Source organism: Sinobaca sp. SA16-1 (assembly GCF_059510515.1).
On the sequence record NZ_JCAKFL010000001.1, the window covers coordinates 735,629 to 751,716 of the forward strand.

15 protein-coding genes and 1 pseudogene are annotated in these 16,088 nt (G+C 42.1%); 3 read left to right on the plus strand and 13 right to left on the minus strand.

Annotated features, from left to right (window positions below; translation table 11 throughout):
• Positions 1-89 precede the first annotated feature (89 nt).
• Positions 90-1,241: a M14 family metallopeptidase gene (locus tag AC5W2J_RS03590; protein WP_496058114.1), complete on the plus strand. Its 1,152-nt coding sequence runs from the start codon at positions 90-92 to the stop codon at positions 1,239-1,241.
• Between the two features lie 95 nt (positions 1,242-1,336).
• Here the strand turns inward: AC5W2J_RS03590 and AC5W2J_RS03595 are convergent.
• The 10 genes and pseudogenes from AC5W2J_RS03595 to AC5W2J_RS03640 all read right to left on the minus strand — a co-directional run.
• A pseudogene (locus AC5W2J_RS03595) lies at positions 1,337-1,696 on the minus strand (transposase); the annotation flags it as partial.
• A complete protein-coding gene (locus AC5W2J_RS03600) occupies positions 1,585-1,947 on the minus strand; it encodes a transposase (RefSeq protein ID WP_496058115.1) in 363 nt (120 codons plus the stop codon). The gene AC5W2J_RS03600 and the pseudogene AC5W2J_RS03595, both read right to left, overlap by 112 nt.
• Before the next feature lie 295 nt (positions 1,948-2,242).
• Positions 2,243-2,671 (minus strand): hypothetical protein, encoded by a 429-nt coding sequence (locus tag AC5W2J_RS03605; RefSeq protein WP_252311621.1) that lies wholly within the window; start codon positions 2,669-2,671, stop codon positions 2,243-2,245.
• A 269-nt stretch (positions 2,672-2,940) separates the two neighbouring features.
• Positions 2,941-3,132 (minus strand): hypothetical protein, encoded by a 192-nt coding sequence (locus AC5W2J_RS03610; RefSeq protein ID WP_496058116.1) that lies wholly within the window; start codon positions 3,130-3,132, stop codon positions 2,941-2,943.
• 78 nt (positions 3,133-3,210) lie between these two features.
• Entirely contained in the window at positions 3,211-4,599 is a 1,389-nt protein-coding gene (locus AC5W2J_RS03615) for a glycoside hydrolase family 1 protein (protein WP_496058117.1), read from the minus strand.
• Between the two features lie 15 nt (positions 4,600-4,614).
• Positions 4,615-4,923, minus strand: a complete 309-nt coding sequence (locus tag AC5W2J_RS03620; protein ID WP_496058118.1) for a PTS sugar transporter subunit IIA — start codon at positions 4,921-4,923, stop codon at positions 4,615-4,617.
• A gap of 37 nt (positions 4,924-4,960) precedes the next feature.
• Entirely contained in the window at positions 4,961-6,286 is a 1,326-nt protein-coding gene (celB, locus tag AC5W2J_RS03625; protein WP_496058119.1) for a PTS cellobiose transporter subunit IIC, read from the minus strand.
• A 95-nt stretch (positions 6,287-6,381) separates the two neighbouring features.
• Positions 6,382-6,693 (minus strand): PTS sugar transporter subunit IIB, encoded by a 312-nt coding sequence (locus AC5W2J_RS03630; RefSeq protein WP_496058120.1) that lies wholly within the window; start codon positions 6,691-6,693, stop codon positions 6,382-6,384.
• Positions 6,694-6,936: 243 nt separating this feature from the next.
• On the minus strand, positions 6,937-8,868 hold the full coding sequence (locus AC5W2J_RS03635; protein ID WP_496058121.1) for a glycoside hydrolase family 9 protein: 1,932 nt from the start codon (positions 8,866-8,868) through the stop codon (positions 6,937-6,939).
• Between the two features lie 353 nt (positions 8,869-9,221).
• The gene (locus AC5W2J_RS03640) at positions 9,222-11,153 is read right to left on the minus strand and encodes a BglG family transcription antiterminator (RefSeq protein ID WP_496058122.1); all 1,932 of its coding nucleotides are present in this window, start codon (positions 11,151-11,153) and stop codon (positions 9,222-9,224) included.
• A gap of 495 nt (positions 11,154-11,648) precedes the next feature.
• Here AC5W2J_RS03640 and AC5W2J_RS03645 point away from each other — a divergent pair, with 495 nt between their 5' ends.
• On the plus strand, positions 11,649-12,830 hold the full coding sequence (locus AC5W2J_RS03645) for an Nramp family divalent metal transporter (protein ID WP_496058223.1): 1,182 nt from the start codon (positions 11,649-11,651) through the stop codon (positions 12,828-12,830).
• A 34-nt stretch (positions 12,831-12,864) separates the two neighbouring features.
• Here the strand turns inward: AC5W2J_RS03645 and AC5W2J_RS03650 are convergent, their stop codons facing one another.
• Positions 12,865-13,044: a hypothetical protein gene (locus AC5W2J_RS03650; protein ID WP_496058123.1), complete on the minus strand. Its 180-nt coding sequence runs from the start codon at positions 13,042-13,044 to the stop codon at positions 12,865-12,867.
• Positions 13,045-13,324: 280 nt separating this feature from the next.
• A complete protein-coding gene (locus AC5W2J_RS03655; RefSeq protein WP_496058124.1) occupies positions 13,325-14,512 on the minus strand; it encodes an aminotransferase-like domain-containing protein in 1,188 nt (395 codons plus the stop codon).
• 268 nt (positions 14,513-14,780) lie between these two features.
• On the opposite strand from AC5W2J_RS03655, the gene AC5W2J_RS03660 reads away from it, so the two are divergent.
• Positions 14,781-15,683, plus strand: coding sequence for an SMP-30/gluconolactonase/LRE family protein (locus AC5W2J_RS03660; protein ID WP_496058125.1), 903 nt, complete (start codon positions 14,781-14,783; stop codon positions 15,681-15,683).
• Positions 15,684-15,692: 9 nt separating this feature from the next.
• Here AC5W2J_RS03660 and AC5W2J_RS03665 read toward each other — a convergent pair whose 3' ends face one another.
• Entirely contained in the window at positions 15,693-16,055 is a 363-nt protein-coding gene (locus AC5W2J_RS03665) for a PilZ domain-containing protein (RefSeq protein ID WP_496058126.1), read from the minus strand.
• Between the last annotated feature and the right edge of the window lie 33 nt (positions 16,056-16,088).

Here is a 16,088-nt window from a genome sequence, read left to right on the forward strand (position 1 = left end):
ATGTAGGAAAGGGTGGTTTTTTATTATCGTTTAACTCCGCTTCCCATTGGAAATAGAAGAAGAGAGAATCTCAAAAAGGAGCGTTTTACATGAAGCAGCAAAGTCACTATTTTTCGGAAACATATGAACAGTCCCGGGACCGGTTTATCGGAGAACTGCCGTTTGTACAGAAAATCTGGCGGAAAGCCGACCTGCTTTCGTATCCTATTGGCAAGCTGGAAGATAACAACACCACGGATGTTATTCGCGCAGACGGCCAGTTTTACAAGGAAAACTTAATCATTATTACGACAGGCGTTCACGGTATTGAAGGCTATGCCGGCACCGCCCTGCTGAACTACTTTATCGAGCACTACCTGCCCCAGCTCAACCCCAATACAACCGGGCTGCGTCTCGTTCATGCCGTGAACCCGTGGGGCATGAAACACAGGCGCCGGTTCAGCGAAAACAACATAGACTTAAACCGGAACTTTATTAAAGACTGGAGTAACGTACCGGCGCATTTAAACAAACGGTTTGAGAAAGAGAAGGACCTCTTTCTGCCTGAGCATCCGATTTCTGATTTGAAAAAACAGAATAAACAGCTGTATAAAATGCTGCTGCGCAGTTTTCTCCGCCAGGGAAAAAACGGAATGGAAACAGCAGCTACCATGGGGCAGTACCAGTATCCACGCGGCATATTCTACGGAGGCCGGGACTATGACGAACCCGTATCCACACTGCTTTCCCATATGGAAGAATGGATCCGCCCTTATAAAAATGTCATATTTATAGATATTCATACCGGCCTCGGACCAGCCAATAAGCTTTGGATTCAAGTGCCCCATTCCGAGCCGAGGAAAGAAAAAGTAATGAAAAAGCAGTTCTCCTCTTCCAATGTAAATGATGTACAGAAAACCGATGTAAAGCGTATTAAGGGCGAAGATGCAGAATATGTGCAGGATGTATTCAGCCGGCGCTTTCCGCAGAAACGAATCTTCTCAACCCTGTTTGAATTCGGAACGCTCGGCAACTCGTTAAAAGACCAGATCAAAGCACTTCAGACCGTTATCAATGAAAACCACTTTTACTGGAAAGGTGCTGAAAAGCGGGACGATATTGACAAAATCAAACAAGACATGGATCGTCTCTTTTATCCCGAGGATGAAGAATGGCGGGATTCCGTTCTGCAAAAAGGAAAAACGGCTTTTGATCTAGTGCTGGAAAAAGAAGCAGGCCTTACTCTGCCGGAAAACCAATAGAAAACAGGGCCGGAACTCCGGCCCTGTTTTTCAGGTTGTTGAGAAATGAAAGAAACAGGGTTGTTTTTTTCGCTTCTTCCGAAGAAAATCGTCCTCTAAGCCGCCCGTTTGGCGAGTAAGAGGGCGATTTTTTTCATGTTTTGACAGGCGGCGGTGAGATAGGCCTGCGCCTGGACAGACGGGTGCCCGCGATAACGCGTGTATCGAAACCCATGGAGCTCCTTGGCATCTCCGAAGCTCCGTTCGATGGTCTGACTGCGTAAATGGTACAAGGCTTTTCCTGTCTTCGTTCGTTTTCTTGCTCGAGCCCGGTCTTTACCCTCCTCCCATATATGTCGGCTGATTAACCGGGAGGAAGCGGCAGGCGAAAAACAACTCTCCCGCATCGGGCAGCCCTGACAGTCCTGCGGGCGCGAACGATACTGACGGTATCCTTCCCGATCGGTGAGCCGATAAACATCACTTTAAACAACGTGATCGGTGGAATGGAGGGCCGACCGGTGGTCGGCGAATAATAGGAAGCCAGTTTTTCTTCAATAAACTGAAAATCAATCATCCTATCAATGGTTCGAAGAAAGTGATCAGCGGGCACCAGCTCTTCCACAGAAACAGTCACTTGATTGCGTCGATGGTCTTTGGCTTTGCCAAGCATCTTAGGATCGCCCCTTTTCTTTTCAGTATACGACCATTCCAGTCCCTTACCCATAAAAAGACTGCCGAGAAAGAAACCTTTCTCGACAGCTTTTAAAATTTAGATAGTTTTCATTTAAGCACTAAAGAAAGCAATTACTTCTAGTATCGCTCCCCCCCTAAAAATGGTGTTGAAAACCCTACCAGGATTCTTTTTTCCTGGAAACGTATATTCAGGCAAAAATCATACTTCTGACAAGGATAAGACACTAATGCATCATACTGGAACATTTAAGAAACAGGAATATACATACACCCATTTAAATCTTCATACTCATCTACTTTCTATGAGTTAAAACAAGAAGGACGTGTTAGTCTCTGTTTCTACTGTTATTTTTCACCAAGCCAAAGCCAAGCGTCAATAAACCGGCGGCAAGAAGGACAGCCCCAGCGTAAGCAGTATAAATAAAAGCATTCGGCTCTGTGGCCTGCGGATCTAATACGGAAAAGAAAAAACCAACCGGAAGCAGAATGGCCGATAATGGAATGCTGTGCCGGATAAAGCGCTTCGGTCCCGGTCCGTAGGATGTATGATCCACATATAACAGCACGACCAACGCCAAGATAAGGAGCACTCCCGCATGCGCATGACCTGCACGAAACAAATCCTGTCGAATTTGATTATCTACATAACCTGCGTCCATGGAAACAATCATTTGCAGTAGACTAACTCCCCCATAAATCACTGTAGGCAATACGATAACAAGCCAGCCAGCGGTTTTACGGCTCTCTTCTTCCACTTGTTTTCCTCCTTGCTCTCCAAATTATTTTTCAGCTATGGGGGCACTCTCTGTCCGGGGCATCGCAAACGGCGCCGGCAGCAACTGGTATACAGCTCGTCATGCTACATTTTCTTGGCGATGTATGCCTTTCGCTGCCCACTTTTTGCTTACCAACCTCTCCCTTGAGTATCTTTCTTACTATTGTAAGCATGATACTTCTTTTGGTGTCCCTCTACATTTTGTACCAGATGTTGTTTAGAGAATATAGAGATTAAATAAAAGAAAACTTACGAAGCCAGTTTTTCTTCAATAAATTGAAAATCAATCATTGTATCAATGGTTCGGAGAAAGTGATCAGCGGGCACCAGTTCTTTTACAGAAACAGTTACTTGATTGCATCGATGATTTTTGGCTTTGCCAAGCATCTTAGGATCGTCCTTTTTCTTTTTAGTATACGACCATTCCAGTGTATTGCCCACAAAAAAACGGCCGAGAAAGAAAACTTTCTCAACAACCTGGAAAACAGGGCCGGAACTCCGGCCCTGTTTTTGTATGCATTAAAATCCATTATTGTTGGAAACGTCTGTGATCCAGCCGGCGCTTTTCTTGGCGGTACGTTCTTGCGTTTCGATATTCACCGAAAAGAAGCCGTAGCGGTTTTTATAAGCATTCATCCAGGACCAGTTATCCATAAAGGACCAGAGGTGATATCCCTTGGCATTGCACCCCTCTTCGATAGCCCGGTGCAGCCACTTTAAATGTTCCCGGATAAAGTCAATCCGGTAGTCATCCTGAATTTGGCCGTTTTCGATAAACCGCTCTTCATCCTGGACGCCCATTCCGTTTTCTGAAATAAACGATTCGATATTTCCATAGTTGTCACGGAGGTTGATCATAATGTCATAAACACCTTTTTCATATATCTCCCAGCCGCGGTAAGGATTCATTTTTCTGCCCGGCATTTCATAAAGATCAAAGTACCAGTCGAGCATAAACGGGCCATATGGGTTCGGCAGGTGCTCTTTTGCCTTCACGCGCCGCGGCTGATAGTAGTTCACGCCCAGAAGTTCGGCCGTATTATGCTTAACAAGTTCCTTGTCGCCTTCGAGCATCTCCGGCAGCTGTCCGTGTTCACGCAGAATGGCTGTCAGCTCTGCCGGAAATTCCCCTTTCACCATCGGGTCCAGAAAGCTGCGGTTGAAGAACAAATCGGCAATGCGGGACGCCCGTAAATCCGCTGGATTCTGACTTCTTGGATACGAAGGGGTCAAGTTTAAAATAGTACCGATCTGTCCATTCGGCACAGCGAGCTTTTTAAAAACTGCCACGGCCTTGGCATGAGCGATAATGGTATGATACGCGACCTGCACCGCGCGCTTGAAATCAACGACATTCGGGTAATGAAAATCGTACAGGTAGCCGCCTTCCACCGGCACAATCGGTTCGTTGAACGTAAACCACTTTTTCACTTTCCCACCGAATAATTCGAAGCATTTTTCTGCAAAAACAGCGTACGCCTCAACCACGTCCCGGCTTTCCCAGCCGCCTTTTTCCTGCATCTCCAGCGGCATATCAAAGTGAAATAGCGTGATAAACGGTTCGATACCCTGAGCCAGCAATTCATCAATCACACGTTGGTAAAATGCTGCCGCTTCTTCATTCACGTCCCCTTCTCCGCCTGGAATCAGACGGGACCAGGAGATGGAAAATCGAAATGAATTATGCCCGATATCTTTCATCCGCTGAATATCTTCTTTGTACGTATGATAAAAGTCAGAAGTCGTTTCCGGTCCTACGCCATTAAAAAACCGATTTGGTTCCTGGCTGTACCAGTAGTCCCAAATGTTTAAGCCTTTTCCATTCTCTGAGGCAGCACCTTCGATCTGCGTGGCGGAAGTCGCGCTCCCCCACCAAAAATTCTCTGGAAATGTATATTGCAGTGCCATACAGGAAATCCTCCTTTATTGTCTGGTACGGTAAATTTCGATTATTTCTATAGCAAGGTCGCGGACGGTCATTGATGTCATCAAGTGGTCCTGGGAGTGAATCAACATCACATTTAAAGGCGATTTTTCTCCACTTGCTTCCTGCTGTAAAAGTTTCGTCTGGTATTTATGCGCTTTGCCAAGTTCTTCTCCAGCTTCTATGATAAGTCTATCTGCTTCTTCAAAGTTGGCTTCTTTCGCTTCTTGAATAGCCTCCATCGCACTCGATTTTCCATTTCCGGCGTATAATATTATCTGGAATGCCACTTCTGTAATTTGTTCCATACGACCTTTCCTTTCCCTCTATCCATATTGTTGATATTTAGTTGGAAGATTCTTTTGTTTCTACTGCAGCCGCTGCTTCTTCTGTCTGCTCCTGCTCATAGTACTGCTTATCCATTACTTTCAGGAACGGCCACCAGATCACAAACACAACTGCCATACTGACCAGCTGCATCACAGCCCCCTGCCATGCATTTCCTGTAGCTAGAAATCCACTGATTAAAGGCGGAGTTGTCCATGGGACAATAATACCGGCAGGCCTTGGAACCAGTCCTGTAAGCATAGAGTAGTAGACCATTACACAAACAACGACAGGAGCAAGCAACCATGGAATGAGTACAAGCGGGTTTAAAATAACAGGTAATCCGAAAATAAATGGTTCGTTTACGTTAAATATTCCTGCAGGAGCACTCACTTTTCCGACCTGCTTCATCTGCCTGCTGCGTCCGATGAGAAAGATGCCTAAAATAATAGCAAGTGTCATACCGGAACCACCGATACCTACAATAAAAGTATCAATAAACTGTTTGGTTACAATGTTTGGAAGCTCCTGTCCAGCCTGAAAAGCTTCCAGATTCTGATTGTTTAGCGTATACCAGATCGGATCCAGTACGGAATTCACGAGAATCTGTCCATGCAGTCCGAAAAACCAGAACAGCTGAATTAACAATACAGCGGCAATCGTTGCTGGAAGTCCTCCGCCAAGCACGGTTAACGGCTCCTGCAAAACGGTATAGATGAAATTCTGTACCGTTCCAAACGGCGTAAACGTAAAGACGATTCGGATTAGAAGGAATAACGTTAATGACAAAGCGATCGGAAACAGTGCGCTGAAAGAGCGGGTTACTGCTCCCGGCACGCCTGCCGGCATTTTAATCGTCCAGTCTTTTTTAACGAAGAAATAATACAGCTCCGCTGCAACAAACGCGGTAATAATACCGACAAACAAACCTTCTGCGCCTAACGCGGAAGTCGGAATGCCTCCCGGAGTTTCCTCTACCATCTGCGGTGTAAGAATTAAGAAGGCAGCCAGCGCCACTACTCCGCCGTAAATACCTTCACCGCCGGAATGTTCTACCAGCTTATACCCTATCCCGATAATAACAAAGAGAGCCATAATACTTAACGTCGCCGCAGAAGCAGGACCAAGAGCTTCCTGATAAGCGGCAAAGGCACTTTCGCTGATCATCTGATCCAGAAACGGCAGGTTAGCCAGGACCACGAAGATCGAGCCGAATATAATAAGCGGAAGTGCTACAAGAAACCCGTCCCGAAGCGCTGTTAAATACCTGTTATTGTTTAGTTTTTCTGCAATTGGCATAAGCACCCGTTCGAGCAAATCCATAAACTTGCTGTTATTGTTCATTTTAACTCCCCCTAAATATAGTAATTGCTTCTCCACGTTTTAACTAAAAAGGAGGAAGAGAATGTCTCTATTTGTAGTCCTCTCCCGCATCGCTTTTACTTATTTTCGATAAGTTCAAGTGCTCTTGTTAACACGGCTTTTCCATCAACCCGCCCATAGGACATTGGATCAATAACATCCAGTGGAATCCCTACTTCCTCTGCTTTAACTGCATACTTCTTTTTCATAAACCGCATCTGCGGGCCGATCAGCAGCACATCTGCTTTCTCCATATCCGGAATTGCTTTATCCTGAGACACGGCCCAAATGTTTGCTTCGATACCCTGTTCTTTTGCAGCTTCTTCCATTTTTGAAACGAGCATGCTTGTCGACATTCCTGCTGAACATGCCAAAAGTATATTTTTCATATCGTATTGCCTCCTTGAATTAATTTATAAGATAACCTTAGTGTATGAAAATCACCGCCCAATGAAAACGCATACTTTTTCCGTTATAAAGCGGAAAAAGATGTTCTTTTAAACAGAAAGAAAATTTCTACCTAAAACCCCCATTTATATACTTATCAGTTAAATGATTTTTTAATTCATTTTAAATAGAAAAGAACCTTTCTTTTCAAAAAGGTTCTTTTCTTACATATTTCAGATCTGTATCTACTCGCTTTTGATCATTCTTTTTCTCCAAAACAACAAACCGCTTATTATGGTTAACGATAGAGCACTAAGAACAATGGAGAGATATCCCGTATCCGTATCAGGGAGTTCTCCACCCGCTTCGTGATCGGAAGATGCTTTTAATTTTTCATTTTCTTCTATGCTTGAAAGCATTAATACTAAAGGAGCTGTATAATCAATTGCATATTCGTTAGTAGCAAAAGAATCTAATTCATCTAAATAAGCTTTTCCCGGGGCAGGCGGATTATCATAAGCCAGCCATTCGTCTAAATACTCATCACCGCCAAACGCGTTGGGTCCTCCTACCAAAAGTCCAGGTACATACACTCCAGTACTTTCTATTATACGATGATGAGGGTTTTCCGGTGCCTTATCTCCTGCACCAGTCAGAAATGAATGACCGGTGGCATTTCGACCTAAGACAAAGTGAAGCTGCTCAATAGCTCCATCCACATACTTTTCATTTGGCGTTATTTGATTAGCCATTAATAATAGATTTCCTTTTGCAATAGTATTTTTAGCTGATGCCCACGTATACTCATCAGCTGAAAGAGCACTACTATAACCATCTTCATTTATTTGCTGTACTGTTTCTTCAGCATAGGATGTAAAAGCTTTCTCAATATCGTCTTTATGTTCTTCCTGCCCATTATCTGATGTCCAATAAGCCCATTGTCCCAAAGAGTGTGTGTTTGCCCAGCTTACATATTTAGGCTGTTCTCTAAAAAGTTCTCTAAAGTCTTCATTATCTAAATAAGCATCATATTTTGTATCTCCAGTTGTTTTGTATAATTCTGCCGCTGCCCAGAACCTTTCTTCAATATCTTTTGTCCCCTCTCCGGTTTCTACTCCCTTATCGTAAGCGCCGGATCCATCATCTTGTCCCTCATCTATACGAAAAGAAGGTTCTGGATTATTTTCTAAATATACGAAGGCTGCTTCAGCATTTTCCAATAACCGATTAGAATATTCTTCATCGTAATCTTTGTATATGCGCGAAGCCATTGCCATACTAGCTGCATATTGTGCTGTACTAAATGTAGATATACCAAACACATAACGATCTTGTTCATCCTCAATTGGCTCTATCATCCCCGGCCATTCCAAACCGGAGTTTTTATGAAAAACACCGCCATCTGCTGGACGCTGCATTGATTCCATCCAATCCAAATTGAACTTAATTTCTGCAAGTATATCCGGCAGTCCTTCATTAGAAATCCCTTCTGGAAAATCAAGCTGTCCTTCGTAAAAAACGGATTCATTCATTTCATATGCCTGCATAAGTTGAGCTACTGTGACAGCTGAGGGAGCCATGTACATTCCAAAGTCACCTGCGTCATACCATCCGCCTGCAACATCTATTGTTTCCCCTTTTTCGTAGTGTTCATCTGAAAAATAGACTTGAGCCTCTTCATCTTGTAAATGCCCCGCTTCTATATTTAAACCCGTGATAGGATCTTTAATATCTGTTATTGACCGCTGCAGCGTATAAGAACGGGTGGTATCAATCAACTGCTGCTCATAAATATCTTCTCTAATCTCAAAAGAATAAGAACTATCTTCGTCACTTGTCTCAATTTGATATTCACCTGTAGCTGTTAAATCCGAAAAATCAGCTTTATGTACTGTATCTCCTGAATTTTCATCATACTTTTTTTCGCTTAAATTACCTTCGAATACAATTTCTTCCGTTTCTACATTTCTAATTATAAATTTCTCATATGCAGGGTCAGCCAATATTGTTGCTACTTTTTTCCCTTCAGGCAAATACCCTACTTGATTAACTTTAATTGGGTCATTATATGCGGGAGGCGTAAAATCATGTTCCTCCGCTGAAGCGTTTAGTGATGGTAAAGTTCCAGAAAATAGTAAGCAAGTACCAACTGTTGTTAACAATATTCTTTTTTTCATACAATTCCTCCTAAGTTAATAACTAATTTATTTCATTCAATAGGTATACTTACTAATAGGTAAATACTCTCCTCTCTTCTGAATTATAATCAGAATATTCCTTCTACTAACCTTATAATTAAAACGCTGTCATCAAAACATAATCTTTTTCCTGTATTAAGAGGAAAAACCTTACACTTTTAATAGTAATTACTTTAGAAATCAAATCAAAAACCCCCTTCTTTTTATTGAAAAATAAGAGGGTTTTACTGCAATTTAAAAATGGAATGGTGTGATAAAACTACTAATAAAAAACTTAAGTTAGTATTATTTATAACTGAATAGAAAATTAATGTATTATTTAATATAAACTTTTAGTTCTTAAGCACTTTAAGAAAGTCTTCATAACTGCGGCACTTTAGAATACGCTGCACGACGCTGATATTATCGACAATGTAGCGGAGTGCTTTATACAGTGTCTGTAAATCCTGAGTGTCTCCTTTTTCTACATTCAATAAAAAGATAAGCTGCACTCTTTTTTCTCCCCAATTTATCGGACGCTGCAGCGTGCAAACCGTTAGAAACGTCTCATTTGTCTGAGTGGTAACCGGGTGAGGAAGCGCGACTAAATTCCAAAAGCTGGTTGGGGCAATGTTTTCCCGCTCCATCAACTTTTCCATATAGTCGTCTTGTACAAGATTTTTTTCCTGAAGCTCTTTTGTAAGAAAAGTAAGAACGTCCTCCCGTGTAGAAAAGGCTTTCTGAAAATAAAACAAATCTTTTTTTAAATAGTCTGCTATATTACTGTGCTGCTCTGCAACATGCCCTTCAATCCGCTCCAAATCACCTTCTCCTAAAATAGTTTTCACTTGGACGACCGGAACCGGCAGTTTTTCTGCAATTGGAATTGTACTGACAATAAAATCTATGTTGGCAAACGATATCTGGTTCAATTTATAGTATTCGGTAGTCCCGACGACTTCAAGGCGGCTGCCAAATTGAGACTGCAGCTTGTAAAAAATTAACTGCGCACTTCCAGCCCCGGAAGCGCAGACGACCATGCATCGTTTAGGACCGGAATGCACTTTTTTTCGTTCCATTGCCGCACCAATGTGAAGTGCAATGTACCCAATTTCTCCTTCCTCGATATCTACACCCATATATTCTTCCAGAACCAGACCTGCAATAATGCCGGCTTCGAAAGCAACAGGGTAGTTCATTTTAATATCAGATAAGAGAGGATTTCTAATATTCATTCCGTATTTATAACGGTTGATTGCAGGCTTCAAATGAAGTCCCAGTCCAAGAGTAAGCTCCTTATCCTGGCGGATACCGAGTCCCATTTTATTTTCAATTGCTTCCAGAATGGAATGGGCGAGCTGATAAATCGGAACATCGAGCACTTCCTCTACTTCCTGATCCGATAAATTGGTGTGCGATATCATTTTCGTTCCTAATAAATGAATAGCAATATAGGCAACTTCCACTTCTGGAAACGCAATATGAAGCTTGGCTTCAAGCTTGCTGACAATCCGTTCAGCTACTTTATACTCTTCTTTGCTTTTTATATCCTTAAATTCACGTGGGTACAATGTGATGTGGTGCCCAGTCTCAACTCTTTTATACGTAATCGCTATATGAATAAATAAATTATTCATTGCTATATCCGATAAAGTAATATTGGAGGCCTTACTTTCTTCCAGAATAATATCCCAAATATCGTTTACATTTTCTTTAATAAGACCGGGCAGCTGGCTGTCAAATATATCGTTTGTGACACCTTCCCGTTCAGCAAACACATACTCAGACATGCAAAAACGAAGCTTAAACTCGTTTCCAACAGCCTTGAGACCGTAGTTAGGACGCTTTTCCAGTGTGATATCATATTTGTTGAAAATATTTTTTACCATGCGAATATCATTCTGAATCGTTGATTTACTAATTAACAGCTCATCCGCAAGATCTTCTAGTTTTAGAAATGTATTTGCCAGGAGCAACCGTTTAATCAAGAAACGAACCCGTTCTTCAGGAAAATCTGGAAAAGAAGACGATGATACAGCTGCTGTTTGGAATTCTTTTTCCAAAAATGATTTAAAAGCAGTATCATGCTCAATAATCAGGACATATCCTTTTCCTTTTAACGACTGCACTTCTGCTCCATGCTGCATTAATTTGTCATTTATATGCTTCACGTCTTCTCTCGCTGTTCTGGAGGTGACACGGTTCAACTGGGCGAAATACTCGCTTGTAAGAGGCCCCTGGGCAGCCATTAACTCTTTTAAAATAACGCTGCTTCTCGTATCCACTGATTCTCACCCTCCTTTCTCTTTTAATTCTGCCGGCAGCTATCAATTTGTAACCGCTCTCTATATTACGGTCTACATTCTCTAACCGCATACTGATCTTTCTATCAATTTACTATATTTTTACTTTAAATAGACAATACATTATTTCCTCTTCCTACCGGAAATCTTATGCATTTTATGTAAGCGTTATCTTTTATAAATTACTTTTCGATCTAGATGGAATTTCCTCTGCTTCAGCAAAAACGTAGGCTTTTTCTTAAATAGCAAAACAAAAAGCCCGTCCTTTGAGAACGGCTTTTTTGTTTCGTATATAATCTTCCATCTACACAGACCCGAGCATGTATCTGTGGTTTGATTAATACATCAAACTGAATAAGAAAAGGAAGGGTTATTATCCAAAAAGAAAAGGAAATCATTGTAAAACATTCGAATGTAAACCAAACCAATGAAAAAATAACCCTGAAAGAAAAACTTCAATCACTTGGACCGGCAGCGATAGTAGCCGCCTGTATAGTAGGGCCGGGAACCGTTACTACGGTGTCAGTGGCTGGAGCCACTTATGGATTCCAAGTCATGTGGATTCTTGTTATTGCCTGTTTCACAGCTTATTTTTTTCAAAAACCGGTTGTGAAATTTACAATTCAAACCAAAACGGCCGCTATGGACGGCATCCGCTCCTATATGGGACGAGGCTGGTCCATTCCTTTGTATATTGCCCTTCTTCTCGGTGCTATTGCTTTTCAGGCAGGAAACTTTACCGGTGCCGCCCTGGCCTTGAACTTTTTTCTGCCTTCCATTCCTGTGCTTGCCTGGGTTAGTTTTCTTGCTGTTGGTGCTCTAATTATTTCCTGGATTGGTATTTATAAGCTTCTGGAAAACATTAACCGGGTTTTTATCGGATTGATGGTCCTGGCTTTCGTCTTAACGGTATTTGTCTCCGGTCCCAGTATTGCGGATGTCTTTACTACCGGATTTTCCTTTCAAATACCGGAAAGCAACTACTGGCTTGTGCTGGCTCTGATCGCCACTACCCTGCCTCCCAATACGGCACTGGGACTATCTGCTTTTATTAAACGCAAATATGAAAAAGATACGATCACACCAACCTGGAAGAAGATCAAGCTTTCTCATTTTGATTTAAGGGTAAACCTTCTTATTACAGCGACCATCTCTATTTCTATTTTAATTTGTGCCGGCAGCGTTATTTTCGGTACAGGAGCTGTTATTGAAGGAGCAGCCGACATGGCTTATCAACTCACTCCACTTTTAGGGCAATATGCTGGAGTACTGTTTGCTTTAGGCTTGTGGGCTGCCGGCTTCTCATCCGGCCTTTTTAATATTTCCGTCCAGCCTGCTCTGTTCGGTCAGGCATTTGGCACATCGGAAAAAGTGAATGCCCTGCCCAACCGGATTATGATGCTTCTTGCAGCTCTGACGCCTATATTGATTGTGTACCTGTTTGGCCAAACACCTATCCAGCTGATTATGGCTGCACAGGCGATAAACGGTCTCTTATTACCTGCTATTGTAGGCTCTATATGGATACTTTGTAATAAACGTAAGTTTCTTGGAGAATACGCTAATACCCTGTCTCAAAATATTATTTATACCATCGTGATGATAATAGTCTGTTTTCTAGCGGTACGTGTCTTTTTGGATATCTTCGGTATCATTTAACGAAAAAAAAAGGAGAGCCACATGGCTCTCCTTTTCATTCTTTACCTGCTTCTTTTCTTTTCATCCATTTTGCTATCAGCAGCAGCAGAATTCCTGCTATTCCTAAGACAGCGAATGCTTCCTGCGGTCCATCACCTCTTAAAAGCTGAAATAAAAAAGAGCCCCCGAAAACAATTGCCAAAAGCATACCAAATTGAATCATCCATTTATGCATCGTCTACCCCACTTTTAATGTACTTCATGTTTCACGTGAAACATATGTATCTTTTTCTCTTATTCATCCCTATAATTTGCAGGTGTACATTTATTAAGAACCAAAAAGTACCACCTTGACCTTTTTCGATTTTATCCCTTTACGGTATAAGTTTCAAGCGGAAGCACACTTATAACAACTGAAATCGTTTAACCGCTCCTCTTTTACCGTGCAGGTATGTTAAATGCAAATCTTGTATTATTCAAAAAAACCGCCGAAATGGCGGTCTTTTGTAGTGTATTTAATACACACTGCTGGTGTAGGAATTATTCATCACTTCCACCAATTTCTTCATTCCATTTTCTATCTTTTCCGGATCAGCATTAGTAAAGTTCAAACGAAGTGTGTTCTGTTCCGGATTTCTTACATAAAACGGCGCTCCCGGTACAAAAGCTACACCCTTGTCCACAGCTTCAGCGAGAAGTGCTGTCGTGTTTACCTGCGGCGGCATGTTCACCCAGAAAAACATGCCGCCTCTTGGTTCAATATAACTGACCCCATCTACTCTATCGAGCAGTGCTTTCATGACGAGCATCCGCTCTTTATACTCTGCACAGAGCATATTTATGTGCTCATCAAGGTCGAATTCTTTCATTAAATGCACAAGCGCATGCTGCGTTAACGAATTAGTGTGCAGGTCGGTCGCCTGCTTAGCCTGTGCCATCATACGAATAATCTGATAAGGTCCTGCAATCCACCCTGTTCTCATGGCAGGGACAACCGTTTTTGAAAATGTACTCGTATACACGACGTATTCATTATTGTCCATTGAAGCGAGAGGCGGTACAGTGTCGGCTTCATCAAATTTAATATCGCCGTAAGGATCATCTTCAAACACAATAACATGATGTTTTTTAGCCAGCTTTATCAGCTGCTTTCTGCGCTCCAATGACCATACTTTTCCACCCGGGTTGGAATAAGTAGGAACAACATAAATACATTTAGGCTTCAGCCGGATAATTTTCTCTTCCAGATCTTCCTCAAGCATGCCATCATCATCTGAATCCACTGGCACAATATTCACTTCATAAGACTGAAACACCTGCAGCGCTGCAAGATACGTAGGGTTTTCTGTTAAAACAATATCCCGGGGATCAAACATGATTCTTGCAAACAAGTCAATTGCCTGCTGGGAACCAGATGTAACAAGAATATGCTCCGGATCTCTTTCGATTTGCTTTTGTCTCATTCTTTCAGCCAGTTTTTCTTTAAGGGCCGGAACTCCTTCTGTTTCCCCATACTGAAGTACTTTATTGCTGGATGACAGCGCCTCATCAAAAGCCTGTTTCACTGCTTCTACAGGAAACAACTTTTCATCCGGAAGCCCGCCTGCAAAGGAAATTACATCTCCCTTGTTTACTACTTTCAATATATCTCTTACTGCCGATGACTGCATATGGCGGACTCTCTTCGCAAAACCATACTTCATTTCTCTCTCCACCCCTGTACCTTTATATTAACTATTAGAAAAATCAGAATAAATTGATTCGTAAATTATATCACATCTTTCTAAATAGAACACAAAAGGTTTTATTTTATAATTACAAAATAATACATTAATTATATTATTTTATATTTTTAAATTTTATTGTAAATTTATTTAATTGCATTTCCAACGATTATGTCATCCCTATTTAGGGAACAAAAGAGGTATAAAGACATTCTAACGAGAGATTGAAGAACAAGGAGCGGTAGACATGGCAGGAGAAATGAAAGAAGTTATATGTGAACAGGCAATGCTTGGGGAAAGCCCGGTATGGGACGAACAATCCCAGGTGTTTTACTGGGTGGACATCCTCGGACAGTTTATTCACGAATACAATCCGAAAACAAAACGAACCAGATCCATAAAAATAAATCAAATGCCCGGCGCCGTAGCTCCTTCCACCCAACCAGGAAAGCTGATAGCAGCTCTCCAGCACGGCTTTTATTCCATCGATTTTGACGCCTCTTCTTTAATGCCTATTTTTGATCCGGAAGAACACAAGCCTAATAACCGGTTCAACGATGGGAAGTGTGATCCCGCAGGCAGGTTCTGGGCTGGGACTATCTCTCTTACGAGAGAGCCCGAAGATGCTGCGTTGTACTGCCTGGATTCTTCGAAAGGCGCGCAGAAAAAGTGGTCTCCGGTTACCACGTCCAATGGACTTGCCTGGAATACAAGCAAACAGGCTATGTATTATATAGATACACCTACTCAATCCATCACCCGGTTTGACTACTCTTTAGCGGACGGCTCCATACGTGACCCTAAAGCTATTATTGATTTTTCAGGGGAGTACGGCAAACCCGATGGAATGACAATCGATGCCGACGGCAACTTATGGATAGCCCACTTTGAAGGGGGGCGTGTCAGCTGCTGGAATCCGGATACAGGAAAAAAGCAGGATGAACTGATTCTGCCCGCTTCTTTAATTACATCCTGCACATTTGGAGGAGAACATCTTACCGATCTTTATATAACAACGGCCCGGAATAAATTAACGGAAGAAGAGCAGAAACAGGAGCCGTTGGCAGGCTATGTATTTTCTTATGCCTCAGGGGTAAAAGGACTGCCTGCAGATCATTTTATGGCTGGGAATAAAAACGGCGGTGAATAGATCCGGCCGTTATTGCTGCTCCAGCTTCAGCTGATGAACCGTCTGAATTAAAGCCATTTTGGAAGCATAGTCTTCAAACTCAAGAGCGACTCCATAAATGTACCCTTCCTCCGTTACCCGTTGGCGTTTAATGCTGCCGTACACTTTAAACAGCTTTTGCGTAATACGGAACGTAAAACATAACAGGACATCATCTGTTACTTGAAATCGGAGAGGAGAAAAGAACTGAAGTCCATTTCCGGAAAGATCAAGTATTTGAATAGGGCCTTCTTTGCTTTTTACCTCCACCTGCTTAACTTTATGGACAAATATAGCGGCCTCTAAAGGCTTATCTGTAAAATGAAAACGAATATTGCTTCTGCGATTGGACAAAATAGCCTCCTATGGTTATTTTTGTTTTAATTA